23 protein-coding genes are annotated in these 25,423 nt (G+C 56.4%); 16 read left to right on the top strand and 7 right to left on the bottom strand.

What is annotated here, in order from left to right:
* Position 1: 1 nt before the first annotated feature.
* Both Q3H59_RS10465 and Q3H59_RS10460 read right to left on the bottom strand, forming a co-directional pair.
* Complete coding sequence (locus Q3H59_RS10465) at positions 2-862, bottom strand: ABC transporter permease (RefSeq protein WP_101764420.1); 861 nt, start codon at positions 860-862, stop codon at positions 2-4.
* Complete coding sequence (locus Q3H59_RS10460; protein WP_309834670.1) at positions 859-2,349, bottom strand: ABC transporter substrate-binding protein; 1,491 nt, start codon at positions 2,347-2,349, stop codon at positions 859-861. The genes Q3H59_RS10465 and Q3H59_RS10460 overlap by 4 nt, the downstream gene beginning before the upstream one ends.
* A gap of 168 nt (positions 2,350-2,517) precedes the next feature.
* Between Q3H59_RS10460 and Q3H59_RS10455 the strand changes: the two genes are divergently transcribed.
* From Q3H59_RS10455 to Q3H59_RS10430, 6 genes are all read left to right on the top strand, one after another.
* Positions 2,518-3,180 carry a GntR family transcriptional regulator gene (locus Q3H59_RS10455; protein ID WP_309834668.1) on the top strand — a complete coding sequence of 221 codons (663 nt, stop codon included), beginning with the start codon at positions 2,518-2,520 and terminating at the stop codon, positions 3,178-3,180.
* A 129-nt stretch (positions 3,181-3,309) separates the two neighbouring features.
* On the top strand, positions 3,310-4,410 hold the full coding sequence (locus tag Q3H59_RS10450; RefSeq protein ID WP_309834666.1) for an ABC transporter ATP-binding protein: 1,101 nt from the start codon (positions 3,310-3,312) through the stop codon (positions 4,408-4,410).
* Positions 4,411-4,437: 27 nt separating this feature from the next.
* Positions 4,438-5,712 (top strand): ABC transporter substrate-binding protein, encoded by a 1,275-nt coding sequence (locus tag Q3H59_RS10445; RefSeq protein ID WP_309834664.1) that lies wholly within the window; start codon positions 4,438-4,440, stop codon positions 5,710-5,712.
* Entirely contained in the window at positions 5,712-6,626 is a 915-nt protein-coding gene (locus Q3H59_RS10440; RefSeq protein WP_192411848.1) for a carbohydrate ABC transporter permease, read from the top strand. The genes Q3H59_RS10445 and Q3H59_RS10440 overlap by 1 nt, the downstream gene beginning before the upstream one ends.
* A complete protein-coding gene (locus Q3H59_RS10435) occupies positions 6,623-7,441 on the top strand; it encodes a carbohydrate ABC transporter permease (protein WP_309834661.1) in 819 nt (272 codons plus the stop codon). The genes Q3H59_RS10440 and Q3H59_RS10435 overlap by 4 nt, the downstream gene beginning before the upstream one ends.
* A 12-nt stretch (positions 7,442-7,453) precedes the next feature.
* The gene (locus tag Q3H59_RS10430; protein WP_309834659.1) at positions 7,454-8,395 is read left to right on the top strand and encodes a metallophosphoesterase; all 942 of its coding nucleotides are present in this window, start codon (positions 7,454-7,456) and stop codon (positions 8,393-8,395) included.
* Here Q3H59_RS10430 and Q3H59_RS10425 read toward each other — a convergent pair.
* Positions 8,365-9,102 (bottom strand): HPP family protein, encoded by a 738-nt coding sequence (locus Q3H59_RS10425; protein ID WP_309834657.1) that lies wholly within the window; start codon positions 9,100-9,102, stop codon positions 8,365-8,367. The genes Q3H59_RS10430 and Q3H59_RS10425 overlap by 31 nt on opposite strands.
* A gap of 179 nt (positions 9,103-9,281) precedes the next feature.
* Between Q3H59_RS10425 and rluF the strand changes: the two genes are divergently transcribed.
* A complete protein-coding gene (gene rluF / locus Q3H59_RS10420) occupies positions 9,282-10,163 on the top strand; it encodes a 23S rRNA pseudouridine(2604) synthase RluF (RefSeq protein ID WP_101764411.1) in 882 nt (293 codons plus the stop codon).
* A gap of 37 nt (positions 10,164-10,200) precedes the next feature.
* Here the strand turns inward: rluF and Q3H59_RS10415 are convergent, their stop codons facing one another.
* A complete protein-coding gene (locus Q3H59_RS10415; RefSeq protein WP_101764410.1) occupies positions 10,201-10,941 on the bottom strand; it encodes a nitroreductase family protein in 741 nt (246 codons plus the stop codon).
* Positions 10,942-11,082: 141 nt separating this feature from the next.
* Entirely contained in the window at positions 11,083-11,847 is a 765-nt protein-coding gene (locus Q3H59_RS10410; protein ID WP_309834654.1) for a hypothetical protein, read from the bottom strand.
* A gap of 294 nt (positions 11,848-12,141) precedes the next feature.
* Here Q3H59_RS10410 and Q3H59_RS10405 point away from each other — a divergent pair, with 294 nt between their 5' ends.
* Genes Q3H59_RS10405 through Q3H59_RS10385 form a run of 5 tightly spaced genes read left to right on the top strand, consistent with a single transcriptional unit; the run spans position 12,142 to position 18,001 of the window.
* Entirely contained in the window at positions 12,142-13,119 is a 978-nt protein-coding gene (locus tag Q3H59_RS10405; RefSeq protein ID WP_101764408.1) for a sugar ABC transporter substrate-binding protein, read from the top strand.
* On the top strand, positions 13,109-14,632 hold the full coding sequence (locus tag Q3H59_RS10400; protein WP_309834650.1) for a sugar ABC transporter ATP-binding protein: 1,524 nt from the start codon (positions 13,109-13,111) through the stop codon (positions 14,630-14,632). The genes Q3H59_RS10405 and Q3H59_RS10400 overlap by 11 nt, the downstream gene beginning before the upstream one ends.
* Positions 14,629-15,642, top strand: a complete 1,014-nt coding sequence (locus Q3H59_RS10395) for an ABC transporter permease (RefSeq protein WP_309834648.1) — start codon at positions 14,629-14,631, stop codon at positions 15,640-15,642. The genes Q3H59_RS10400 and Q3H59_RS10395 overlap by 4 nt, the downstream gene beginning before the upstream one ends.
* Entirely contained in the window at positions 15,635-16,621 is a 987-nt protein-coding gene (locus Q3H59_RS10390; protein WP_309834646.1) for an ABC transporter permease, read from the top strand. Before Q3H59_RS10395 ends, Q3H59_RS10390 begins: the two co-directional genes overlap by 8 nt.
* Before the next feature lie 12 nt (positions 16,622-16,633).
* Positions 16,634-18,001 (top strand): LLM class flavin-dependent oxidoreductase, encoded by a 1,368-nt coding sequence (locus Q3H59_RS10385; RefSeq protein ID WP_309834644.1) that lies wholly within the window; start codon positions 16,634-16,636, stop codon positions 17,999-18,001.
* Here the strand turns inward: Q3H59_RS10385 and Q3H59_RS10380 are convergent.
* Positions 17,998-19,251, bottom strand: coding sequence for an SfnB family sulfur acquisition oxidoreductase (locus Q3H59_RS10380; protein ID WP_309834641.1), 1,254 nt, complete (start codon positions 19,249-19,251; stop codon positions 17,998-18,000). The two genes, Q3H59_RS10385 and Q3H59_RS10380, sit on opposite strands and share 4 nt — an antisense overlap.
* A 109-nt stretch (positions 19,252-19,360) precedes the next feature.
* A complete protein-coding gene (locus tag Q3H59_RS10375) occupies positions 19,361-20,389 on the bottom strand; it encodes an NADP-dependent oxidoreductase (protein WP_192411840.1) in 1,029 nt (342 codons plus the stop codon).
* 147 nt (positions 20,390-20,536) lie between these two features.
* On the opposite strand from Q3H59_RS10375, the gene Q3H59_RS10370 reads away from it, so the two are divergent.
* The 4 genes from Q3H59_RS10370 to Q3H59_RS10355 all read left to right on the top strand — a co-directional run bounded on the left by Q3H59_RS10370 (position 20,537) and on the right by Q3H59_RS10355 (position 25,316).
* Positions 20,537-20,788, top strand: coding sequence for a helix-turn-helix domain-containing protein (locus Q3H59_RS10370; protein ID WP_101764402.1), 252 nt, complete (start codon positions 20,537-20,539; stop codon positions 20,786-20,788).
* A gap of 726 nt (positions 20,789-21,514) precedes the next feature.
* Positions 21,515-22,867 (top strand): MFS transporter, encoded by a 1,353-nt coding sequence (locus tag Q3H59_RS10365; protein ID WP_309834637.1) that lies wholly within the window; start codon positions 21,515-21,517, stop codon positions 22,865-22,867.
* Positions 22,845-24,188, top strand: coding sequence for an enolase C-terminal domain-like protein (locus Q3H59_RS10360; RefSeq protein WP_277974869.1), 1,344 nt, complete (start codon positions 22,845-22,847; stop codon positions 24,186-24,188). The genes Q3H59_RS10365 and Q3H59_RS10360 overlap by 23 nt, the downstream gene beginning before the upstream one ends.
* Before the next feature lie 9 nt (positions 24,189-24,197).
* Positions 24,198-25,316, top strand: coding sequence for a beta-propeller fold lactonase family protein (locus tag Q3H59_RS10355; RefSeq protein WP_277974870.1), 1,119 nt, complete (start codon positions 24,198-24,200; stop codon positions 25,314-25,316).
* Positions 25,317-25,423 lie beyond the last annotated feature (107 nt).

Genomic DNA, 25,423 nt, shown 5'->3' with positions numbered 1-25,423 from the left:
CTTAATCCAGCCTCGTATGCGTGCGACGTAGCAGCGCATCGCCGAGCAGGTTGCAGCCAATCACCAGCGCTGCAATCACCAAACCGGGATAGAGCACCAGCCATTGCGACAGCAGCATGTAAGAGCGACCTTCGCCAATCAGATTGCCCAGCGTTGGCGTGGGTGGCTGAATGCCCATACCGAGAAAACCCACTGAGGCTTCGAGCACGATCAGGCGTGGGATATCCAGCGTTAGCAACACCACCAGCGGCGTCAGCAGATTGGGCAGGATATGCCGTAGCAGTATGCGCAGCGGCGAAAAGCCCATGGCGCGCACCGCCTGAATATATTCCAGTTCCCGAATCTCTAAGGTTTTGGCGCGCGCTACGCGGGCATAAATCGCCCAACTGGTGCAGCCCATAATCACAATGATGTTGGTCAGTGATGCACCCATCAGCGCAATCACTAGCAGAATCAATAGAATAAACGGCACCGCCAGCTGGATGTCGATCAGTCGCATGATCAGCGCATCAACCCAACCGCCGGCGTAACCGGCGATCATACCGAGCGCGACGCCAATCACCGCGCCAATCGCCGCCGCGACCAACACCACCAGCAGCGACAAACGCGTGCCGGAGAGAATGCGCGCCAGCAGATCGCGCCCCAGTTGATCGGTGCCGAGCCAATGTGTGGCTTGCGCACCGGGTGAACCCGGCGGCAGGAACATCTCATTGAGATTGTTACTTAAGGCATCGGGCAACGGCAGCCACGGAGAGAGCAGCGCCGCGGCAATCACCACGATCAGCAAAAGGCTGCCGATTACCGCATCGCCGTAAATCAGGCGGCGTGGACGGCGCTGCAGCACGGTGCCCGGTGAAATCATTTCAGCCTCAGATCAAACAGCGGGATGCGGGCATCGACGCGGCCTTTGAAGTTGAGCGACGTGCTGTGCGCATACAAGGTATCTTCACGGTACAGCGGCAGCAGCGGCTGTTGTTCCGCGACGCGTTGCTGAATCTGCTCTAACACTTTTTTGCGCGCAACGGGATCGACAATCTGACGGCTTTGGTCGAGCAGCTTATCCAGCTCTGCATCATGCACGGTGGAATAGGGCTCGCCGCTGCGCAGGATGGGGAACAGCGCGGCATCAGCATCCAGCGTCTGCGTGGATCCCCACGCCAGCATATACATCGGAGCCTGTTTCTGGGACGCGACCTGCTGGGTGTAAACCGACCACTCCGGCACTTCCAGCTCGGCTTTCACGCCAATCGCCGCTAAATCCTGCACGATGGCTTGTGCGACGTCGGCGCTGGCAATATAACGGCGTGGTGCCTGGAAGCGCAGGGTAAAGCCATTGGCGTAACCGGCTTCCGCCAGCAGCGATTTGGCTTTCGCCACATCCTGCGTGGTGGCTGGAACCGACAGATAACCAAAGTCATTGGCTCCGGCCATGGTACCGGTTGGCGTACCGAAACCGTGCAGCAGCTGTTGGGTATAAGCCTGACGGTTTAACGCCAGCGAAAGCGCCTGACGGACGCGCACATCACTCAGCGGTTTCTCATCATCTTTAAGGCCGAGATAAATCGTCAGTCCGCCGCCTTTCACCTGTTCCAGTTCGACATTGGGGCGATTTTTCAGCGCGGGCACTAAATCAGCAGGCACGCTTTCAATCAGCTGCACTTCGCCGGTCAGCAGCGCGGTGAGGCGTGCGGTGGCTTCGGGAATCGGACGCCAGGTAACGCGATCAATCGCCGGTTTGCCGCGCCAGTAAGTTTCATTGGCGACCATCACCACTTTTTCATCCGGGATAAAGCTATCCAGCTTGTAAGCGCCGCTGCCCACCGGTTTGCGCGCAAACTCGCTGGCGCCGACCTTCTTCACGTAGGCGGGCGGCACAATGTAAGCCGGGTAGCGGCTCATGCGCGTGGGCAGCAGAGGATCCGGGCCGTTGGTGTGGATCTGCACCTGATAGTCGTTGATCACGTCCACCGATTTGATGGTGCGGATATAGGAAATCGTCGGTGCGTGATTGGCGGGGTCTAAAATACGATCGATGGAGAACTTCACCGCTTCGGCGTTCACCGGCTCGCCATCGGTAAATTTCACGCCCTGGCGCAGGGTAAATTGCCAGGTGGTGTCGTTAATCGCTTTCCACTCAGTGGCTAAGCCCGGCTGTAATGACATGTCATCGGCGCGGCGCACTAAGGTATCGAAGAGGTTGTCGACTAAGGTGGCAGATTCTTTGAGAAAGCCGGGATCCATCGCCGTGGCAGACGTGGGTTGGCCAATGGTCAGTTCCGCTGCCTGTACGGCTGGCATCAGAGCAAATAGCAACGCGGTGGTGGCAAACTTCACTGCAGGTAATCTCATAACGTTTCCCAAAATTGCCAACGGCAAGGTAGTGAAAAGAGTGGATACTGCCAGAATCAAGACTGTGCTTATTTGTAATACATGATATATCCTATAATCTGGCAAGTTGGCAATAAAACATTAAAAATAACTTACCATTTGCGAATTTCAGTAGAAGGCCCTCAACGTATGATCGAAATGGATAAAGCGCAGCGCATGAGTTTGACCGCGCAGGTGGAATCGTCACTGCGCAGCGCGCTGATTGTTGGCAAGTTAAAACCTGGTGCACGGCTGGTAACGCGCGATTTGGCGGCTCAATTGGGTACCAGCATCACGCCGGTGCGTGAAGCCTTGTTGCGACTGGTTTCTGCCGGAGCATTAGACGCCACGCCAGCTGCGGCGTTTCTGGTCCCGGAAATGACGCGCCCGCGCTTTGATGAGATTACGCTGATTCGTAAGCAGCTTGAAGGTTTAGCGGTGAGGGCGGCGACGCCATTTTTGGGAAAAAAACAGATTTCCGTACTGAAAAAACTCTGCGCGCGCTTTATGCAAGCCAAACAAAGCGGTGATGCCGAGGCGGCGTTAGAAGCCAATCGCGCGTTCCGTTTTACGCTCTATGGCTATGCGCAAATGCCAACGCTGGAGGCACTGATCGAACAGCTTTGGGTGCAGATCGGTCCGTGCTTTAACTATCTCTATCCGCAGCCGGCCGAGGTGGTGAATGGGCATCATAACTATGATCACCTGCTGGAAGCGTTACAGGCCGGCGATGCGGTCACCAGTGAAAAGATATTGATGAAAGCGATTGATGATGGGGCTGCGATTTTGCATCAACATTATTTTAATCAGTGATTCATGTTTGAAGGTCGTCATTAATGATGACCCTTCGGTGGCCTTTAACCGCGCGGTCACCGCAATGACATAAAACCTTCATTTCCTTCCGCTAGCTTACCGCCATTCTGATTTCTGGATTGCGGATGCATGAGCCACCTTTCGCTTCACCACATCACTAAAGCCTGGGGCGAGAAAACCGCCCTGGACGACATCAGCTTCGACGCGGCAGAAGGCGCGTTTGTCGCGCTGCTCGGTCCATCGGGCTGCGGTAAATCGACGCTGCTGCGTACCATCGCCGGACTGGAAACAGCCGATCGCGGGGCGATCCACTTTAATCATGCCGATATCACCCATCTGCCGCCGTCGCAGCGCAAGCTATCGATGGTGTTTCAATCTTACGCGCTGTTTCCCCACCTCAACGTGCGCGAAAACCTGCTGTTTGGTTTGAAAGCGCGCGGCGAGGAGAAACTGTCGTTTGCTGCACGCCTGGATAATGTCAGCAAGCTGATGGAGCTGGATAAGCTGCTGGATCGTTTGCCGTCGCAGCTCTCCGGCGGACAACAGCAGCGCGTGGCGCTGGGCCGTGCGGTGATCGCCAATAACACGCTGTGTTTAATGGATGAGCCGCTGTCGAACCTCGACGCCAGGCTGCGGCAAAGCATGCGCCGTGAGATCCGCGCGCTGCAGAAAAAACTCGGTTTGACCATGCTGTACGTCACGCACGATCAGACTGAAGCGATGAGCATGGCCGACAGCATTATCCTGCTCAACGATGGCCACATTGAACAGCACGGCACGCCAGACGATCTCTACAACAATCCCGCCAGCGTGTTTGCCGCACAGTTCATTGGCGCACCGCCGATGAACATCCTGCCGCTGCAGCGCAATGGCGCGCATCACTATCTGCTGCATCTCACCGCGCCGGTAGTGGAATACCGCGACGCGCCGCTGAGCCTTGGATTGCGTGCCGAAGATATCCAGCCGATCGCTGCAGAACAGGCGGCGCTGACCGCGCGGGTGATCAGTTCTGAATATATGGGCGCTGATACCTTGCTGGTGTGCCTGCTTGCTGGCATCAACGAACCGCTGACCATCAAAGTGCCGGGCATGCAGCGCTTCACCGATGGCAGTGAAGTGGGATTGCAGTGGTCCGCCGCGCGGCAATATCTGTTTCATCGCGAGAGCGGTAAGCGCTGCGTGCCAGCCGAACAACAGATGTTTGCTTCACAGAAAAAATACGCTGTTTAACCGTTGTCATTTGCCCAAGGGAAAATCATGTCTGCGATTCGTTATTCACGTCTTTCTGCATTAGTCCTCGCCATCACCACCTCAGCTTTTGCGGCTGAACCGGTCAAGCTGCAAATGTATTACCCGATCGCGGTGGGCGGCAAAGTGAGCCACACCGTTGATTCGCTGGTGGCGGATTTCCAGAAAGTGCATCCGGACGTGAGCATTCAGCCGGTGTATACCGGTGACTACGCCACCACCGTGACCAAAGCGCTGACCGCCTTTCGGGGTGGCAACGCACCGCAGCTGGCGGTGATCGGCGATATCGAAGCGTATTCACTGATTGATGCCGGTGCGATTGTGGCGGCCAGCGATTTAGCGCAGGGCGAGGAAGGCAAAAAATGGATCGACGGTTTCTACCCGGCGTTTCTGCGTCACATTGACGGCAAAGTGTGGGGCGTACCGTTCCAGCGTTCAACCGTGGTGATGTACTGGAACAAACGGGCGTTTGAGAAAGCCGGTTTGAACGCCGATACGCCACCGGCCAACTGGCAGCAAGTGGTCGAATTCAGTAAGAAGCTCACGATCAAAGATGCCAACGGCGTCAGCCAATGGGGCATTGAGATTCCGTCCACGCCAAACGGTTACTGGAACTTCCAGGGTTTGTCCGCCACCAACGGCGGTCGTCTTGATAACGGCAAAGGTACAGCGGTGCACTTCAACACGCCGGGCAACGTGGAAACGCTGCAGTGGCTGACCGATCTCGGCCAGAAAGAGGAGGTGTCGCCAAAGGGTGCCATTGCGTGGGGCACCACGCCGCAGGACTTCATCAGCGGCAAAACTGCCATGATGGTGACCACCACCGGCAACCTGACCAACGTGCGTGATAACGCGAAATTTCCGTTCGGTGTGGCGATGCTGCCGGAGAAAACCCAGCGCGGCAGCCCAACCGGCGGCGGCAACCTGTATGTCTTCAAAAATACCTCACCAGAACAGCAGAAAGCGGCGATGGAGTTTATCCGTTGGGTAACCTCACCCGAGCAGGCGGCACGCTGGAGTATCGCCACCGGTTATGTAGCGATCTCTCCGGCGGCATGGGATACCACGGTAATGAAGGATTATGTTAAAGAGGTTCCTCAGGCCCTGGTGGCGCGTGAACAGCTGAAGTATGCGCAGCCAGAACTCTCGACTTACAACAGCGTGCAGATTCAGGATGCGCTCAATCACGCGGTAGAAGCGGCGGTGACGCAGGCGAAAACGCCAGCCGAAGCGCTGGAAGGCGCGCAGAAGCAAGCCGACCGTCTGCTGAAGTCTTATCAATAATGACGAGCACGATTCTCACCGTTGCGCCGGTTCGGCGGCCCCGGTTATGGTCGATGCAGCTGTATGGCTATCTGCTGATTTTACCGGCACTGAGCTTTTTACTGCTGTTTACGCACTATCCGGCGGTTGCGACCGTATGGGAAAGCCTGTTCAGCGCAGCACGTAACGGTCGTCCAGCCCATTTTGTTGGGCTGGATAACTATCTTGCGCTGCTGGATGACGACATCTTCATTCAGTCGCTGTGGAATAACCTACTGTATGCGTTGATCACCATTCCGCTGGCGGTAACGCTGGCGCTGCTGATGGCGCTGGCGGTCAATCGTCACATGCGTGCCAATGCGCTGGTGCGCACTGCGTTCTTTATTCCTTCGCTGCTGCCGATGATCGCCATCGCCAATCTGTGGCTGTTCTTCTACACGCCGCAGCTGGGTTTGCTGAATAAGCTGCTGGCGCTGTTTTCGCTGCCAGCGATGAACTGGCTCGGCGAACCGGGTAGCGCCTTGTACTGTTTGATGGCGGTATCGGTATGGCGCGAAGCGGGCTTCTTTATGATCTTTTATCTCGCCGCTTTGCAGCAGATCGATCCGCGCCTGAGCGAAGCCGCGCAGATAGAAGGGGCGTCACGCCGCTATTTCTTCCGCCGCGTGCAGTGGCCGCTGCTGATGCCCACCACGCTGTTTGTGCTGATCAATGCCTCGATGAATGCGTTTCGCATCGTCGATCAGGTGATCGCGATGACCAACGGCGGGCCGAATAACAGCAGTAGCCTGCTGCTGTTCTACATCTATCGCACTGCCTTCAGCTTCTGGGATATGCCCGCCGCAGCGGCAATGACGGTGGTACTGCTGGTGATCCTCGCCGCGATTGCACTGCTTAAATTCAACCTGCTGGACAAGCGAGCCCATTACCAATGAAGCCAACAATCACGTTTGGTCGCCTGTGTCTGAATATGGGCATTGGGCTTGCCGCGTTGCTGTGGTTTTTACCGATTCTGGTGGCGATCTGGGTGGCGATTCATCCGGCATCCGATCAGGCGGGCTTTTCGCTTTTTTCGCCGCTGACCTTGCAGAACTTCGTTAATGCCTGGCACGCCGCGCCCTTTGGTCGCTACTTCCTCAATACCAGCTTGCTGGTGCTGATGATTGTGGTGGTGCAGCTGATTCTGGCGACCATGGCCGCTTACGCATTAGTGCGCTTCCGCCTGAAATTCTCCGGCGCGATCTTCGCGCTGATCCTGCTGCAGCTGATGATCAGCCCCGACGTGCTGATTCTGAATAACTACAAAACCATCGGCGCGCTGGGTTTCCGCGATACGCTGACCGGCATCGCGCTGCCGTATTTCTCCTCGGCCTTCGCCATCTTTCTGCTACGCCAGACCTTTAAAAGTATTCCGCTGGTATTGGAAGAGGCGGCGATTGTGGAAGGTGCCAGCCGCTTTTACATTCTGCGCAAGATTTATATTCCGCTGGCGAAGCCGATTTATGTGGCGTTTGCGCTGGTGTCGATCAGTTTCCACTGGAATGATTTCCTCTGGCCGCTGGTGATTACCGATTCGGTCAACGTGCGGCCGCTCACCGTGGGCCTGCAACTGTTCTCGGCGCCGGAGCAGGGCGTGCAATGGGCGTTGATTGGCGCTGCTACGTTAATGACGACGTTGCCGCTGTTAGTGCTGTTCCTGATGTTCCAGCGTCAGTTTATTCAATCGTTTATGCGTGCTGGTATTCGCTAAGGAGTGCTTTTCGTGTCTTATCCGCATCCGCTGACTGAACTGCAGCGTGAACTGCTGGGCGATGTCGCCGAGCTCTATGCCTTGCCCGATGTGCGTTCCGCGCCGCTGAGCAGCACGCTGCGTTTTGGTTTGATTGCCGATCCGCAATATGCCGACATCGACGCCGATATGGCGAAAAATCTCTACTATCGCCACGCGCTGCGTAAGCTGCCGCAGGCGATTGAGGTGTTGAATCAGCAGCCGCTGGATTTTGTCGTTACGCTGGGGGATTTAGTCGATCGCGACTGGAACAGCTACGCGGCGATATTGCCGATTTACGATCGCCTCGAACATCCACATGCGGTGGTGCTGGGTAATCACGATGCGCAGACCATCGCGCAGCATCTCAACGAAGCCGCTGCGCTACCCAAAAGCTATTACGCCTTTGGGCTGCAGGGCTGGCGTTTTATTGTTTATGACGGCAACGACATCAGCCTCTATTGCAACACGCAGAACGGTGACGATCGCAAGCAGGCGGAGGCGATGCTGGTGGACCTCACCGCGCGCCAGCAGCCGCAGGCGAAACCCTGGAACGGTGCGGTAGGAACGCAGCAAATGGCGTGGATTGAGCAGCAGTTGCAGCAAGCCCGCCAGCAGGGGGAGAAAGTGGTGGTGTTTGGGCATTATCCGCTGGCGCCGCATAACAGCCACAACTTACTCAACGGCAGCGCGCTGGCAGAGCTGCTTTCTAGTTACAACATACATTGCTGTTTCTCTGGACACGATCATCGCGGCGGCTTTGCGCGCATCGGTCAAACAGGCTTCTATACGCTCAAAGGGATGCTGGATGGGGCAGAAGAGGTGCCGTTTGCGGTGGTTGAAATTGAGGGCAATGAAGTCATTGTGAAAGAATATGGTGTCGAGTCGCCATTTATGGCGACCACTCATGATGATGCCGGCATCTGCCCGCGCTGACGATGTGTCGCAATCTCTTCGGCGCGTTGCAGCAACTGCTGCAAATCATCCTCATCGATATCCAGCACTTCACCGCTTTCCAGCGCCTGATGCAGGTCTTCACGCGTAATCGCTACGTCGATCACCACAGGCGGCGCTTTGGTTTCCGTTGCCGCCAGCGGATGCGGATAACGACGTCCGGCGAGATTGTTAAACAGCAACGCCAGCAGCGCGAGGCAAACCGAGTTCAACAGCACCGGCGTCAGAATAAAGTGGTAACCCAGTTGCTGGACGCCGTTACCGCCCAAAATTGCGGTCAGCGCCACCGCGCCGCTCGGTGGATGCAAACAGCGCAGTTGAAACATCAACGCAATCGTCACACAGGCCGCAATACCACACGCCAGCGCGGGATGGGGAACCCACAGCGCGGTGGTGACGCCAACAACGCCCGCCACCAGATTGCCGCCGACAATTGACCACGGCTGCGCCAGCGGACTGTTCGGCAGACCAAACAGCAATACCGCCGAAGCGCCCATCGGCGCGACAAACCACAGATTTACTTCGCCCAGCAGCCAGTGACTGATCAGGCTGGTCATCATTAAACCCAATCCCGCGCCAATGCTGGCGATGACCATCTGCTTTTTGCCTCCCGGTAACGGATGGGGCCAAAGGCGGGCCAGAAAGGTGCGCACGGAGGTTATCCACGTCACCGATGGCTGATTTGTCATGAGGGAATCACTCTGTCATAAGAAAAAACGATGGGTGCGAATTGTCGCTGATCGATCCGCTGACAACAACCACATTGTTAGTGTGCTGTTATATCGTGGTAAGAGAAATGCTGATGATTGTCGCGAGGCTTAACCAACGCCTAAGGTTGCTGTATAGTCCGTTTTTTTTCGGAGGAACCATGCTGCCTAACTCATCCACACGCCTGAACAAATACATCAGCGAGAGCGGAATCTGCTCACGCCGCGATGCCGATCGTTACATCGAGCAAGGCAACGTGTTCATTAACGGTAAACGCGCTGCCGTCGGTGCGCAGGTGTTTGCAGGGGATGAAGTCAAAGTGAACGGGCAGCTGATTGAGCCGCGTGACGAAGAAGATTTAGTGCTGATTGCGCTGAACAAACCGGTGGGCATCATCACCACCATGGAAGAGGGTGAGCGTGACAACATTGGTGATTTCGTTAATCACAGCAAGCGCGTGTTCCCGATTGGTCGCCTGGATAAAGATTCGCAGGGACTGATTTTCCTCACCAACCACGGCGATCTGGTGAATAAAATCCTGCGTGCCGGTAATAACCACGAAAAAGAGTATGTGGTCACCGTTGATAAACCGATCACCGATGAATTTATTGCCGGAATGGGCGCGGGCGTACCGATGCTCGGCACCGTCACCAAAAAGTGCAAAGTTAAAAAAGAGTCGACCTTTGTCTTCCGCATCATTCTGGTTCAGGGGCTGAATCGTCAGATTCGTCGAATGACCAAACACTTCGGCTTTGAAGTGACCAAGCTTGAACGTACGCGCATCATGAACGTCAGCCTGAAAGGGATTCCGCTCGGCGAGTGGCGCGATTTGACCGATGACGAGCTGATCGATCTGTTCAAACTGATTGAAGACTCATCATCCGAAGATCAAAAAACGCAGAAGACGCAGGCGAAAAAGAAACCCGCCAGCGCGGCGAAAAAGCCCGCGACGGTTGGCGCTAAACCGGGTGAGAAAGCGGGAGCAAAACCGGCTAATCGCCAGCGTTTCGCCCAGCCAGGTCGTAAGAAGAAAGGGCGTTAATTTTCTTTCCCCGCGCACAGCGCGCGGGGAAAAGCCGTCACTTGTCGTTGCCAAACCCTTGCTTCTTCAGCGCGTCCAGCACGTGCGGGAAGTAAATCTTGTGATAATAACCGCTAACGCTTTCACTCCAGCTCTCGCCATCCTCACGTCCGGTATTTTTCCAGTGCTGCACCATCTCCTGATTATAGGCAGCGATGTGTTGCTCCAGTCCATCACGTTGATAGCGCTCTTCATGACGGAAGGTAGCCAGCGGCAGACGCGGCTTCTGATGCGCAGGCTGATCGACATGGCCAATCACCACGCCCGCCACCGGGAAGGTATATTCCGGCAAATCCAGCAAGCGGATTAACGCCTGCGCATCGCGACGAATACCGCCAATCGGCACAATGCCCAAACCTTCCGCACGCGCTGCCGCCATGATAGAACCCAACGCAATACCCACATCGGTTGAGCCCGACACAATGCTTTCGATGCTCTGCTGCGCGATCTGCTCGCGGTCGATAGCGTTCATCGCCAGACGCGATTTATGCATATCCAACACCAGGGTAATAAATACCGGCGCTTTGGCAATCCACGGCTGACCGCCAGCAATCTGGGAGATTTGTGCGCGTCTTTCAGCATCGCGCGTCACCACCAAAGAGACCTGCTGCGAGTTCACCGAGGTTGGCGCGCGATACGCGGCCGAAATGATGCGATCCAGCACCGCATCCGCAACGGGAAGGTCAGTAAAACTGCGATCGCTTTTATGACTGGTGAAAATATCGATTAATGAACTCATGGATCCTCCTGATTGGGAGGCGAGAGCGTAGCAGAAGAGAGAGTGATGTGACTTAACCGTTGTTGCCGTAGCTAACTACTTCTTTTGAATAAGCAAAGTGCGGAATGGGATAAGCGATGAGACCGGTGCATAAAGCACCGGCTAAGCGACTCTGGCTTCAGCGACAGCCGGATGAACGCTGCGATCGGGTCCGCTCAGCATCACCGGTTTACCGGAACGTAATCCGCGCTGGAACTGGGTCATGCGTTCATGGCTGATCCCGGCACCGCACCACAGCAGGTGATGATCGTGGCGGCTTTCTGAACTGTACAGCATCGGTTGTGAGGTTTGATCCACCTCGACGCAGAATCCTTGTCCGGTAAGGCGAATGGCTTCCAGCCACACTTCCGTTTCATCGCCGGTGCTGACCACTTCCAGTAACAGTGGCATCTGCTGCTGACGGGCTGAAGCGCGTTTTACACAGTCGCTGTGATGAACGATCGCTTCATGAAAGCGCGTTAACCTGCGTGATGCCCCGCGACGCGTATCATCACGCAGCCAGCGGTTGAGCGGTTTCATCAGCACATTGACGAAATCGTCGCTGCTGTAATCGCCCGCCAGATTGCGCACAGTACGCGCTAGTTCTCGATCAGAGCCTAACTCCAGCTGCCGTAACAGATCGCCGCGGCGTGCCACCCAACCAGACGAAGAGTAATCGAGCCCGCAGTGACGGCCTTGATAGATTTGCCACAGCGTGGCGCCACCCGAGGTCAATGCCATCATGGCGAGCACTTCATCAACCTGATGTCGGCTCCAATCCTTATTGACGTGATTCTCAGAAATTAATCCACCGCGCAACCAGCGACGTAAATTGGCGCGGTTGGCACCGGTAATGACGCAAACGGTTTCAGTTGAATAAAAGTTCATTACGAGCCCTCAGATAGAGGGTGAATGGCCGTGGGTGCTAATCCAGGATGAGTGACCATCCTGAACCTTATCTGTATGGATTACCAGTATCTTTACGTAACTGTGCATAAAAAACCGACAAAGCGCAGCGGGAAAAAACGCACCGAACTAGTGCGGATTGGCTATTACCAATCGCCAGCTAGCCTAAGGAGAAAATAGCATTATGGATAAAAAATGGCTGTGATAATTTTTATTTCACACGCCAGATAACAGGCGTCACACAACATTATTTTATTGTTTCCAGGGATATTAAGAATGAAAAAGCACCGCCTGGCAGGTCTGTTATTGGCTTCTCTATCACTATTATCAGGAATGGCGCACGCCGAGGATCAACCGATTCCGTCGCTGGCGGGTAAACGCATTGGCATCACCGTCGCGGGTACCGATCACTACTGGGATTTGAAAGCTTATCAGGGACAAATCGATGAGGTGAAGCGCCTTGGCGGAACGCCGATTGCGCTGGATGGCGGGCGTAAAGAGTCGCAGCAAATTGCGCAGATTCAGACGCTTATTGCGCAAAAACCGGATGCCATCATTGAAACCCTCGGCACAGCGTCGGTGCTGGAACCCTGGCTGAAAAAAATCCGCGAAGCGGGCATTCCTTTATTTACCGTTGATACCGCCAGCCCATCCAGTATTAACGTCACCACATCGGATAATTTTTATATTGGCGAACAGTTAGCGTTAAAACTGGTAAATGACCTGCGCGGCGAAGGCAATATTTTGGTATTTAACGGTTTCTATGGCGTGCCGGTAGTCGCAATGCGCTACGACCAGTTAAAAGCCGTGCTGAAGTGGTATCCGAAAATTAAAATTATCCAACCTGAATTGCGCGATGTCATCCCGAATACCGTGCAGGATGCGTATGCGCAAATCAGTCAATTACTGAATAAATATCCGAAAGGTTCAGTGCAGGCGATTTGGGCGGCGTGGGATGTGCCGCAAATCGGCGCCACGCAGGCGGTAGACGCTGCCGGACGCAACGAAATCAAAACGTACGCGGTGGATGGCAGCCCGGATGTGGTGTCACTGGTTAAAGATCCCAAATCCAGCGCGGCAGCGGTGGTGGCGCAGCAGCCGTATGTGATTGGCCAAACTGCGGTGCAGAACGTGGCGAAATACCTCGCTGGCGATCGTTCGCTGCCACCCGCAACCTATGTGCCGTCGATTCTGGTGACCAAAGAGAACGCTGCCGAAGCGCAGAAAACCCTGGGTCAAACGGATGGCAAATAACGCGCCACTACTGCAACTACACGCCATCAGCAAAGCTTTTGATGGCGTGCCTGCGCTGCAATCGGTGTCGCTCAGCGTGCATGCCGGTGAAGTTCACGGCTTGATTGGCCATAACGGTGCGGGCAAATCGACGCTGATCAAAGTGTTAGGCGGTATCCACGCCGCCGATCGCGGCAGCATCGAGCTGGATGGCCAGCCGCTTACGCTCGCTACGCCCGCGCAGGCGCAACGCCAGGGCATCGCCATCGTGCATCAGGAGCGATTGTTGCCTGGCTCGCTGACGGTGGCGGAAGCGCTGTGGCTTGGCAACGAACCGCGCTTAGCCAGTACGCCGTTTATCCTGCGACGTCGTATGCGCCAGCAGGCAGAGCAGCAGCTGCAGCAGCACTTTGGTTTGCAACTCGATCCTGATGCGTTGATCGCCACGCTGAGCGTGGCGGAGCAGCAACTGGTGCAAATCTGTCGCGTGCTGCAAAACGCGCCGCGCGTGGTGGTGCTGGATGAACCGACCGCCGCGCTGGCGCGCCATGAAGTGCATGCGCTGTTCCGGGTAATTGAACGCATGCGCCAGCAGGGCATCGCGCTGCTTTATGTTTCGCACTATCTCGATGAAATTCAGGAGCTGTGCCAACGCGTCACGGTGCTACGTGACGGCAAAGACGTGGCGCAGTTCAACGCAGATCAACTATCACCGGCGGCACTGATCGCGGCGATGGTAGGCGACGCGCGCCATGAACTGGCACCGCGTCAGTCGCGCCGCGCCGGTGCGCAAGTACTGCAGGTTACTGCGCTCAGCGCGCCCGGCCGTTTTCACCCGCTGTCGTTCACCGGCCGACAAGGCGAGATCATCGGCATCACCGGCTTGTTAGGTTCCGGCGGTAAAGCGCTGATTCGCGCGCTGTTCGGGCTGGAAAACGGCGTCAGCGGCAAGGTTACGCTGGGCGAAGTGAGCGGCGTGCCGGCTTCTCCACATGCCGCAGTGAAGCGCGGTATCGCCTTTGTACCAGAAGATCGCCGCGCCAACGGCGTCGCGTTAGATTTGTCATTGCGTGACAATGTCACCTTAACCACGGTGCAGCGCTTGCTGCGCTGGGGCGGCGTTTCGCGTCAGGCGGAGAGCGAACTGGTGGCGAAGAACATTCAGCAACTGGATATTCGCACGCCGGGGCAGCTGGCGGCGCTGCGTCAGCTTTCGGGCGGCAACCAACAGAAAGCGGTGCTGGCCAAATGGTTAAACACCGGTGCGCGCCTGTATTTGCTGGATGAGCCCACGGTGGGTGTTGATATTGCGGCTAAGGCGGCGATTTATCACACATTGCAGCAGTTGGCTGATGACGGCGCCCTGATTCTGGTGTTCTCCACCGATTTACTCGAACTGCAAACGCTGGCCGATCGCATTATGGTGCTGGCGCGCGGCGAACATGTCGCCACGCTGGAGGCACAGCACACCAGCCATCAGGAAATTCTCTCCTGGGCTTCGGGCACCGGCGCGTTAACGGAGCGTGCTTCATGAGTGATGTTACCCAATCTGCACCGGTTGCAGCGCCACGCAGCGTGCGCGGTCAGCAGTGGCTGCAACACGTTTCGCTGCTGATTATTTTGCTGGTTTTAGCCGTCTTTGCCTGGCTGTCGCCGATTTTCCTTACGGTGATGAATCTTGGCAACGTGCTGCAGCAGACCGCGGTGGTTGGCACGCTGGCGCTTGGCTTAACGCTGGTTTTAAGCGGCGGCGGCTTGCAGGGTATTACCGGCGGCATTGATCTGTCGATTGCCGCCAACCTTGGCCTAAGTGCGGCGGTGTTTGCCAGCCAGCTCAACGCCGGTCAGCCCATCGCGATTGCCTTGCTGCTGACGCTGTTAACCGGTGCGGCTGTGGGTTTGTTTAACGCGCTGGCGATTGTCTGGCTGGGGATTTTGCCGCTGCTGGCAACGCTCACCAGCATGAATATCGCTATCGGCCTGGAAATGGTGCTGACCAGCAACGCCTCGGTGTCAGCCAGCAGCGATCTGCAAAATCTGTTGTTAAGCAACGGTCCGCTAGCGGTGTCGTGGCTGGGTTGGTCGTTTCTGCTGCTGGCGTTTGGCGTGATAGCCTTGAGCCGCCTGACGTCCTTTGGCCTGCGCTTGCAGGCGGTGGGCAGCCATCCGCAGGCGGCGAATGCGGCGGGCATCGGCGTTAAACGCTATCAGGGTTTGAGCTACGTGTTGTGTGGCGTCAGCGCGGCTATCGCGGCAATTGCGTCGGTGTCGCTACTAAGCGGCAGTTCGCCTGGCGCCAACGACAATCTGTTGATGGTGATCGCGGCGGCGCTGTTGGGCGTGGTGTTTTCCCGTCGTCTGGTGCCGACACTTGGCGGCGCACTGATTAGCGCGCTATTTCTCAGCCTGATTGCCAACGGCTTTCAGCTGATCAATGTTTCAAGTTACTGGATAAACGGCGTCGAAGGCGTGTTGATCCTGTTAGTGGTGGCGTTAACCGCGCTGTTACGTCGTCGCCAGTCAAGGAGAACGCAAGGTGTCTGATTCTTTGTTATCACCTGTCGCGCCACGCCCGCGCCAGACCGGCTGGCTGCGCGCCATCATCGTGCTGACCTTTGTAGCGCTGCTCGTGTTCTTTAATGTCGCGGCGCCCGCTTTTGCCACTGTCTCCAATATTCGCAGTGTGTTGCTCAATAACGTCGCGCCGCTGGCGATCGTCGCCCTGGCGATGACGTTGGTGACACGCATTGGCGCGATTGATCTCTCGGTGGGCACGGCGATCGATATTGCCTGTCTGGTTTTGGTGACACTGGTGCTGCATCAGGTCAGTTTGCCAGTGGCGCTGTTCGCGGCATTAATTGCCGCGCTGCTGGTTGGCGTGTTTAACGCCTTTTTAGTGACACAGTTAGGCGTGGAGCCGTTTCTCGCCACGCTTGGCACGCTGTTTATCGGACAAAGCGTGCAGCAGCTGTCGTCAAATGGCGGACAACCGGTTTATCTGCTGAGCCAGAAACTGCCCGATGGTTTTTCGGCGATAGGTCACGGCGCGCTGCTCGGCATTCCGCTGCCGTTGTGGCTATTGTTGCTGGTAGCGCTGGCGCTCTATCAGTTGCTGCATCGCAGCGCCACCGGCCGTTCATTGCGGGTAATGGGCGAGCAGTACAGCGTTGCGCAGCATTCGGGCGTGCCAGTGAAACGACTCACTGCGCTGGCGTTTATTCTCGCGGCGTTGATTGCCGGTATCGTCGGTTTGATTCTGGCGGCCAACGTCAAAGCCTGGGTGCCGCTGTCGGGCAATGCCTATCTGCTGAATGCGATTGGTGCCAGTTTTATTGGTGCCACCTTCGCGCCATCACGTCGGCCCAATGTGTTAGGCACGCTGCTTGGCGTGGTGCTGCTGAGCTTTATCGCCAACGGCTTGCTGCTGGTCGGCTGGAATTTTTACTGGCAACAGGTCGCCACCGGCGGATTAATTTTCATTGTGCTGGCCGTCGGGGCTCTGCGCGCGCGTCGTCACAGCTGAGAGAGGTCAAAGATGAGCCGGGCACCGTTTTTACTGTTTGGTTTTATGATGAATGTGCCGGGCCACATCTCTGCAGGATTGTGGCGGCATCCGCAGGATCAGGCTCATCGCTATACCGAACTGCGTTACTGGACCGATATTGCCCTACAGCTGGATCGCGCCGGGTTTGATGCGCTGTTCATCGCCGATGCGTTGGGCCAGCTGGACGTGTGGCAAAACAAGCCGGACGCGGCGCTGCGTCTGGCGACACAAATGCCGGTTAACGATCCACTATTGCTGGTTTCTGCAATGGCAGCGGTGACGCAACATTTGGGCTTTGGTATTACCGTTTCCACCACCTACGAACAGCCGTATCTGCTGGCACGCAAATTCACCACGCTTGATCACCTGAGCAACGGACGCATCGCCTGGAATGTGGTGACGTCAATGCTGGATTCAGCGGCACGTAATCTGGGGCTGACGCAGCAAATTCCGCACGATGAACGCTACGATCGCGCGCAGGAGTTTCTCGATATCACCGGCAAGCTGTGGGAAGGATCGTGGGAAGAGGACGCGGTGCGGCGCGATAAGCAAAACAGCGTTTATAGCGATCCGGCCAAAGTGCATGCTATCAAGCATGCCGGGCGCTGGTATCAGGTACCGGATGCGCACCTAAGCGAGCCCAGTCCGCAGCGCACGCCGGTGCTGTTTCAGGCGGGAACCTCCAGTCGCGGGGCGCAATTCGCTGCACGCAACGCGGAAGTGATATTTCTCGGTGGCGTTACGCCGCAGGCCATTGCTGCGGATATCCAACGCATTCGCCAGTTAGCCGCAGCAGAAGGGCGCCATGCGGCTTCGCTGCGTTTCGTCACAGCGATCACGGTGATCACCGCAGAGAGTGATGAAGCCGCGCAGACTAAACATCGCGATTATCAGCAGTACATCAGCGAAGAGGCCGCGCTGGCGCTGTTCTCTGCGTGGACCGGTATCGACTGGTCACAGGAGGATTTGGATACGCCGCTGGCGTTTCGTGAAACCGATGCCTGTCGCTCAGCCTTAGCCAGCCTGACGCGCATTGACGATCAAAAACGCTGGACGCTGCGTGATGCGGCGCGCTACATCGGCATTGGCGGATTGCATCCGCTGCTGATCGGCGGCCCAGAGAGTATCGCCGATCAGCTGGAACAGTTTGCCGCGGAGTCGGGTGTTGATGGCTTCAATCTGGCGTGGGCGATTAGTCCCGGCAGCTTTGAGGATTTTATCCAGCATGTGATGCCGGTGCTGCGGAGCCGAGGGCTTATCCGCGAAACGCCCGCGCAAGCCGTAACCTTGCGCGAACGGTTGTTTGGTCAGCCGCGACTCACGGCTGACCATCCAGCGGCACGCTTTCGCCGCCGTTAATTCCAGGCATGGCGCGGCGGCGGGGTGCCATTGAGGTAATAATTGCCAACATGGTAATACTTCCAGCGCACCGGATCGTGCAAGGTGTGGGTGCGCGCGTTGCGCCAGTGGCGATCGAGGTTGAACTCCTGCAGCGTTGAGCGCGTACCCGCCAGTTCGAACAGCTTGTTACCTGCCAGAATAGCGATTTCGGTGGTCAACACTTTGGCTTCAGCGGTAGCAACCGTTGCCGCAGCCACCGTGCTTTCATCGGGATGCCGCAGCGCCAGATCAATCGCTTCGCCAGCGCGCCACAGCAAGGCTTCAGCGGCGTGCAGGCGAATTTTCAAATCCCCGACTGCCGCCAGCGTAAAGTGATCGTCAGATGCGCGCTCCTGGCCGCTATCAATCCACGGACGTGACCGCTCGCGCACAAAATGCAGCGTGTCTTCAACAGTGCCGCGAGCAATGCCCACATCCACCGCCGCCTGAATAATCTGCGAAATCGGACCGGCGGCAGTCGGGCGCTCAAACGCCTGATAAGCCGGGATCACGCGGGATAGCGGGGCGCGCACGTTCTCCAGCAGCACGGTGCCCGATGCCGTGGTGCGCTGACCAAAGCTCGACCAATTGTTAATGATGGTCACGCCCGGCGTGTTGCGATCCAGCACAATCAGATGCGCGCGATCCTGATCGTCGAGCGCCACCGCGTGAATTCGATGCGCCAGCAGTGCGCCGGTGGCGTAGAATTTCTCGCCGTTGATCACCACGTCATCACCTTCACGCTGAAAACGCGTCTGGAAATCGGCGACGGTGCGCGAATTCTTCTCGGAGAAAGCGTTGCCCCAGCGCAAGCCAGCCAGCACTTCGCCCAGTAGTTCTTGTTTCTGCGCCTCGCTGCCATCCGCCACCAGATGCGCCACGCCGGCTAAATGGTTCTGCGGTAGCTGACCGAGCGCGGAATCTGCCGCCGAAATGATGGCGATGACTTTCGCCACCGTCACCCAGGATACGCCCGCGCCGCCATAGATTTTAGGGATCGCCATCGCCCACAAGCCACTTTGTGAGAATGCATCCAACTCGTTGAGCGGCAAGATGCCTTCGCGGTCGCGCAGTGCGGCGTCACGCGCAAACTCTGTGGCCAGACGTTGAGCAATCTCAATGGCTTCGGCATCATCACGAATGATATGCGCCGGTTCAGCAGGTAAAGGAACGGGTGCTTCAGGCTGTTGGGAATTGACCTTCAGGATGTGGGTTTGGCTGAGCGACATGAGTACTCCCGATAATGAAGATGTAGGGAAAATATCTTCTCATGCGCTCAGCGCACGCCATATCTCAATTGCGGCTATGCAAAGTGAAAAATAGCGTTAACACAACGGTTTACTGCGCGACTTTCACCACGGTTTTACCGAAGTTTTTGCCTTTTAGCATATCGAAAAACGCCTGCGGGGCATTTTCCAGCCCGTCGATCATGTGCTCGCGGTAGTGGATTTTTTGCTGCTCCACCAGCGGCGTCATCGCTTTGAGGAATTCAGGATAACGATCGCCGTAATCCTGGAAGATGATAAAGCCCTGCATGCGAATACGACGTTTAAGAATGCCGCCCATGATTTGCGGGGTGCGATCCGGGCCCGGCGGTAATTCGCGGCTGCTGTAACCAGAAACCAGGCCACACACCGGCACGCGCGCTGCGGTGTTCAGCAACGGGAATACGGCATCAAACACTTTGCCGCCAACGTTTTCGAAGTAGATATCAATGCCGTCCGGGCAGGCAGCCGCCAGTTGTTCCGCAAAGTCGTCACGATGGTGATCGATACAGGCGGAGAAACCGAGCTTCTCAATCGCATAACGACACTTCTCTTCACCCCCCGCAACACCTACGACATGGCAGCCTTTGAGTTTGCCAAGCTGACCCACCGTTGCACCGACCGGGCCGGTAGCCGCCGCGACCACCAGGGTTTCACCCTGTTTTGGCTGGCCGATATCCATCAAGCCCATATAGGCCGTAAAGCCCGGCATACCGAGAATGCCCAGCGCCCAAGAAGGATGGGGCAGATCGCCCAATTTCGCCACGCCGTTTCCGTCCGAAACCGCATAGCTTTGCCAGCCGCTTTGCGCGAGGACCACATCGCCTTGCTGGAAATCCGCGTGTTTAGATTCCACCACTTCGCTCACCGTGCCGCCAACCATCGGTTGGTCGAGTTCAGCAGGTGCAGCATAAGATTTGCTGTCATCCATGCGCCCGCGCATATAGGGGTCGAGCGACAAATAGAGCGTGCGCAGCAGAATTTGGCCGTCCTTCACGTCAGGAATGGGCTGCTCTACCAGGCGGAAATTCTCTTTTACCGGTTCGCCATGCGGGCGTGAGGCTAATAGCCAAGCTTGATTACGTTGATTAGATTGCGACATTTTTACCTCTATTAGCGTTTCCACGTGAGGCAAGTGTAGACGAGGAAAAGGCATTAAGGCCGCCTTTGCAGAACTTAAGTGTTGCTATATGATAACATTTTGGTAAAAATATAGACATTGTTATCATATACCAACAATAGAGGTTTTATGTTGCCTGGTTTGCAAGCAATAGGCGCTAAATGTCAGGAAAGGCGCAAGGCTAACCGTTGGACTCAAGCCGACGCTGCGACGCGTGCAGGCATTCATCGCACGGTTATTTCACAGATTGAAAATGGCCATTACGCGGGATCGTTGAAAGCATTTACTCTTTATTTGACGTCACTGGGATTGAAACTTTCAGCCATTGATTTCTCATTTCCACAGCTAGAAGACCTGGACACTTTATTTGATGAGGGTTGACCTCATCCTTGCATGAATTTTCAATATGTAACTTTTGAAGTTACTTGCTTTATCGGGAGGATTTGTCCTTCAGGTAAATTAATTATCTACATTATCTTAGTTTTCATAGCTGTAACTACCCGAATGTCTTCAAATAACAACTTCTGAGAAAGCACTTTATGGAACCTGGGCCATTTGTGTACCAGGTCACCATAAATGGTGACCCTACGGGATTTATAGCGATGGTGAGTCAAATTAATGCATTGATGCAGCAGCGCGGGTGTTGAGGCGACATCCCAAACCGCTGAACGAATGAGGGATTCCAGGGCGAGCCGCATGGATGCGGCGAGAGGCGGCGCTGAGCAGGAGCGAATCGGCGCCGGTCCGTCAGGAATCGTGAATGAGTGAAGGTACCGCGCAGCGGCGGATTGGGCTGGCGCAAGGCCCGGGAGTGCAGAGGGCGCGGCCAGGCGCCCTTTGCTCGGTCGCCGCACGGCAAAACTGAAACAATCTGAGCCTATGGCGAACGAAAGTCGCTCAGTTTAATGTGAGGTATGCTCAGGCACGGGGCCTGTAGTGAGCCAGCGCACAAACCAGGCGTAAACTTGTCGACGCGAATTAATATAACACCATGAATTTTAACAATCATAGGGCATTTGCCTAAGCGGTATCGGGCAATGCCACATACACCTGGCCACACTCTGCTGCGTATACCTATAGCGATGCTTTTCTCCCTACAGGTGACGCATGACACAACAACAATACGTATTATCGCCCGATCATGACGCGCATATCGCCTCGGCTATCGGCAAGTTCTTTCGCCGCATCATTCCGATGCTGGCGCTGATGTTAATTGTGAACCAAATTGACCGGGCAAACATCGGCTTCGTAAAAGCCGAACTGCAAACGGATGCGGGCATTAGTGCGGCCGCCTTCGGCTTAGGCGCGGGGCTGTTCTTTATCGGCTATGCGCTGTTTGAAGTGCCGAGCAACATGATGCTGAAGAAACTCGGCGCACGCGTGTGGCTGACGCGCATCATGATTACGTGGGGCATGGTGGTGGTGCTTACCGGTTTTGTGAGTACGCCGCTGCATTTCTATCTGCTGCGTTTCCTGCTCGGCGTGGCGGAAGCCGGCTTCTTCCCTGGCGTGCTGTTCTATTTTCGTCAATGGGTGCCGAATGCGTGGCGAGGGCAAGCTACCGCGATGGTGTTGAGCGCCACCGCCAGCGCTTTTCTGTTCTCCGGTCCGCTCACCGGCGCCATTCTGATGATGCATGATGTTGGCGGCATCGCGGGCTGGAAATGGGTGATGTTTATGGAAGGCGGCGGATCGATGGTGATCGGCTTGCTGGCAGCCTTTGTGCTGGTATCCAAACCGCAAGGCGCGAAATGGTTGAGCGAAGCCGAGAAACAAGCGCTGGCGCAGCAGTTAGCGCTGGAAGATGATGCGCGCGAAGAGCACGCGGTGAAACACGGCCGCTGGGGCTTGATCAGCGATCGCAGCCTTTTGTCTTACTGCCTGATCTTCTTCACCATGACCATGACCGGCTACACGTTAGTGTTCTGGCTGCCGCAAATCATTCAGCGTATTCAGGGCTTCAACAGCTTTGAAACCGGATTGCTGACCGCCGTGCCGTGGCTGTTCGCTATCGTCGCGCTATTTCTGCTCGGCAAAGCCACCGACCGCTATCGCGATAAACTGGACAAAGGACTCGGCATCGCCATGCTGATCGCCGCGTGCGGCACCTTTATGGCTACGCTGGGTACGCCGTGGTTTGGCTTTGTGGCGATGATTGTGGCCTGCATCGGATCCAAAGTGAGCGCGGCGTTCTTCTGGCCGATGCCGCAAAGTGAATTACCCGCCTCGATTGCCGCGCCCGGCATTGCGCTAATCAACTCGATTGGCAACCTCGGCGGCTTCTTTGCGCCCACGGTATTCGGCTACCTCGAAATGCACACCGGCAGCACCACCGGCGGACTTTACGCGCTAACCAGCGTGTCCGTGGTTACCGGACTCTATTTGCTGCTGCGTCGCAAACCTGTTCCACCCGCTTTCGGTCACACGGAGAGAAACCATGTCAGACAGTCCAGTCATTAAATCGATGCGCATCGTGCCGGTTGCCGGTTACGACAGCATGTTATTGAACATTGGCGGTGCCCATAACTGTTACTTCACGCGCATCATCGTGATATTGACCGATTCCGCCGGACATACCGGCGCTGGCGAAACGCCGTGTCATGCATCCACCTTGCAGCTGCTGGAACAGTTTCGCCCGCTGATAGAAGGCAGTTCGCTGCTGCGTCTCAACGCGACACTCAGCCAGCTGTTCAGCAGCGAGGCACGTCAGCAACAAACCTCGCACACCAACGACATTCATATCCCGCAGATGAATCCGGAGAAGTTTTATAACGCCGCCGCTGCCATTGAAGCGGCGCTGCTGGATCTGCAGGGCAAGCTGTTTAACCTGCCGGTGGCGGATCTGCTTGCCAGCGGTAAACAGCGTGACCGCATTCCGGTGCTCGGCTATTTGTTTTATATCGCCGATCGCAAGCGCACCAACATGCACTATCAATCGGGAGAGCATGAACAAGATGGCTGGTTCCGTCTGCGTCATGAGACGGCGATGGACAGCGATGCCGTGGTGCGACTGGCCGAAGCGGCAGTTGAGCAATACGGCTTCCGCGACTTCAAGCTCAAAGGCGGCGTGCAGCCAGGCGAAGTGGAAGTGGCAACGGTGGAAGCGCTACTGGCGCGCTTCCCAGAAGCACGCGTCACCGTCGATCCTAACGCCAGCTGGTCGCTGGATGAGGCGATTCGCTTTGGCAAGCAGCTCGCGGGGAAGGTGCCGTATCTGGAAGATCCTTGTGGCGCTGAACAAGGCTATTCGGGTCGGGAAACGCTGGCCGAGTTTCGCCGCGCCACCGGTGTGCCGGTCGCGACTAATATGATCGCCAACGACTGGCGCCAGCTGCATCATGCGCTGCAACTGAATGCCATTGATATTCCGCTCGCCGATCCGCACTTCTGGACGATGCGTAACGCCAACGTGGTGGCGCAGCTGTGCAACGAATGGGGGCTGACAACCGGCTGCCACTCCAATAACCATTTTGATATTTCGCTGGCGATGGTGGCGCACCTGGGTGCCGCCGCGCCGGGCGATCGTCAAACCGCCTTTGATACGCACTGGATTTGGCAGGACGGTCAGCAGCTTACGCGTCAACCGCCGCAGATCCGCGATGGTTATCTGGAGTTACCGCCGGGGCCGGGATTGGGCATCGAGCTGGATATGGATCGCATCGAACAGGCGCATGCGCTATATAACGCGCTGCCGGATAAAAATCGCAACGATGCGCTGGGGATGCAGTTTTTGATCGATAACTGGCGCTATGACGCCAAACGTCCGTCATTGGTACGCTAAGGAAGCAGCATGAAGAACCTATTACGCGCGGCGACGCTTTTAGCATCGTTGGCCGCCAGCGCGCCGTTGCTGGCGCAGACTTTTGTCTACGTTTCAGAAGCCGATGATGGCACCATCGCGCGCTACGCGCTGAATGAGCAAACCGGTGCATTGCAACTATTGGGACGCACTCAGGCCGGCGGCAAAGTGATGCCGATGGCGTTGAGCGCCGATCATAAACATCTGTACGCCGCGATTCGCAGTAAACCGCTGCAACTGGTGAGCTGGAACATCGACAGCAAAACGGGCGATCTCAGCCCGTTGAATAGCGTATCCGCTGCGGCCAGTTATCCCTACATCAGCACGGATCCGCAGGGTCGTTTTCTGCTGGGCGCTTCCTATGATGGCGATGTGGTGCACGTTTATCGACTCAATAGCGACGGCAAGCTGATTGCGCCGCCGGTCGGGAGTTACAAAACCGGACATGCCGCGCACTCGGTGATTGTCGATGCGAGCGGCGAGCAGGCTTATGTCGGCAATCTCGGCACCGATCGCGTACTGCAATTGAAGTTGAGCGCCGAGGGCGAGCTGACGGGGTTAGGCAAAGGCTATGTTAAAACGGCGACAGAAAACGGACCGCGCCATTCGGTGTTGTCGCCGGATAATCGCTATCTCTACAACATCGGCGAGATGGGCGGCATCATCACGCAGTTTCGTCGTGAAGCCAGCGGTGAGCTGGTGAAAGTGGCGGAGACGCCAAATGCGGTAGCGGAAAAATATCAACTGCAACACGGCAAAGAGCGACCGCCGGGCTACAGCGACACCACGCCGCGCATCTGGGCGGCCGATATTCGTCTGACACCGGATGGCCGTTTTCTCTATGTCAGCGAGCGGACCAGCAGCACCATCAGCGGATACCGAATTAATAAAGCAGACGGCAAACTGACGCTGATTGATAGCTGGCAAGTGGAGAAACAGCCGCGCGGCATCGCGATAACCGCTGACGGATGTTGGTTGATTGCCAGCGGCGAAAAGAGTGCGGTGACCGGTAGCTATGCCATTGACCAAGAAAGCGGTGCGCTGAAGCGCGTTGGCGAAGCACCGGCCGGCGGTGACGCCAATTGGGTGACGGTGGTGAGTTACAAATAATCCCGTAGAATTGCCATTAATGGCGACCAGGTGCGCCTTACAGTTGCTTATATTTCTCGTTGGTTAAAGTGTAGCGATGGGCTGGCTGCATGATAATGCGCTCAAAG

It is taken from the genome of Pantoea sp. SORGH_AS_0659, from assembly GCF_031453915.1.
GTDB lineage: Bacteria > Pseudomonadota > Gammaproteobacteria > Enterobacterales > Enterobacteriaceae > Pantoea > Pantoea leporis.
Note: the sequence above shows the minus strand (reverse complement) of the source record. Positions and strands in the feature narration are given on the sequence as shown.

Excerpts from the sequence above, each read along its gene's own strand:
- Q3H59_RS10410 (WP_309834654.1), bottom strand. The coding sequence starts at position 11,847 with ATGAACTTTTATTCAACTGAAACCGTTTGCGTCATTACCGGTGCCAAC.
- Q3H59_RS10380 (WP_309834641.1), bottom strand. The coding sequence starts at position 19,251 with ATGTCGCTCAGCCAAACCCACATCCTGAAGGTCAATTCCCAACAGCCT.
- Q3H59_RS10425 (WP_309834657.1), bottom strand. The coding sequence starts at position 9,102 with ATGACAAATCAGCCATCGGTGACGTGGATAACCTCCGTGCGCACCTTT.
- Q3H59_RS10375 (WP_192411840.1), bottom strand. The coding sequence starts at position 20,389 with ATGTCGCAATCTAATCAACGTAATCAAGCTTGGCTATTAGCCTCACGC.
- Q3H59_RS10355 (WP_277974870.1), top strand. The coding sequence starts at position 24,198 with ATGAAGAACCTATTACGCGCGGCGACGCTTTTAGCATCGTTGGCCGCC.
- Q3H59_RS10385 (WP_309834644.1), top strand. The coding sequence starts at position 16,634 with ATGAGCCGGGCACCGTTTTTACTGTTTGGTTTTATGATGAATGTGCCG.
- Q3H59_RS10395 (WP_309834648.1), top strand. The coding sequence starts at position 14,629 with ATGAGTGATGTTACCCAATCTGCACCGGTTGCAGCGCCACGCAGCGTG.
- Q3H59_RS10450 (WP_309834666.1), top strand. The coding sequence starts at position 3,310 with ATGAGCCACCTTTCGCTTCACCACATCACTAAAGCCTGGGGCGAGAAA.
- Q3H59_RS10460 (WP_309834670.1), bottom strand. The coding sequence starts at position 2,349 with ATGAGATTACCTGCAGTGAAGTTTGCCACCACCGCGTTGCTATTTGCT.
- Q3H59_RS10360 (WP_277974869.1), top strand. The coding sequence starts at position 22,845 with ATGTCAGACAGTCCAGTCATTAAATCGATGCGCATCGTGCCGGTTGCC.
- Q3H59_RS10440 (WP_192411848.1), top strand. The coding sequence starts at position 5,712 with ATGACGAGCACGATTCTCACCGTTGCGCCGGTTCGGCGGCCCCGGTTA.
- Q3H59_RS10365 (WP_309834637.1), top strand. The coding sequence starts at position 21,515 with ATGACACAACAACAATACGTATTATCGCCCGATCATGACGCGCATATC.
- Q3H59_RS10370 (WP_101764402.1), top strand. The coding sequence starts at position 20,537 with ATGTTGCCTGGTTTGCAAGCAATAGGCGCTAAATGTCAGGAAAGGCGC.
- rluF (WP_101764411.1), top strand. The coding sequence starts at position 9,282 with ATGCTGCCTAACTCATCCACACGCCTGAACAAATACATCAGCGAGAGC.
- Q3H59_RS10415 (WP_101764410.1), bottom strand. The coding sequence starts at position 10,941 with ATGAGTTCATTAATCGATATTTTCACCAGTCATAAAAGCGATCGCAGT.
- Q3H59_RS10445 (WP_309834664.1), top strand. The coding sequence starts at position 4,438 with ATGTCTGCGATTCGTTATTCACGTCTTTCTGCATTAGTCCTCGCCATC.
- Q3H59_RS10405 (WP_101764408.1), top strand. The coding sequence starts at position 12,142 with ATGAAAAAGCACCGCCTGGCAGGTCTGTTATTGGCTTCTCTATCACTA.
- Q3H59_RS10455 (WP_309834668.1), top strand. The coding sequence starts at position 2,518 with ATGATCGAAATGGATAAAGCGCAGCGCATGAGTTTGACCGCGCAGGTG.
- Q3H59_RS10400 (WP_309834650.1), top strand. The coding sequence starts at position 13,109 with ATGGCAAATAACGCGCCACTACTGCAACTACACGCCATCAGCAAAGCT.
- Q3H59_RS10465 (WP_101764420.1), bottom strand. The coding sequence starts at position 862 with ATGATTTCACCGGGCACCGTGCTGCAGCGCCGTCCACGCCGCCTGATT.
- Q3H59_RS10435 (WP_309834661.1), top strand. The coding sequence starts at position 6,623 with ATGAAGCCAACAATCACGTTTGGTCGCCTGTGTCTGAATATGGGCATT.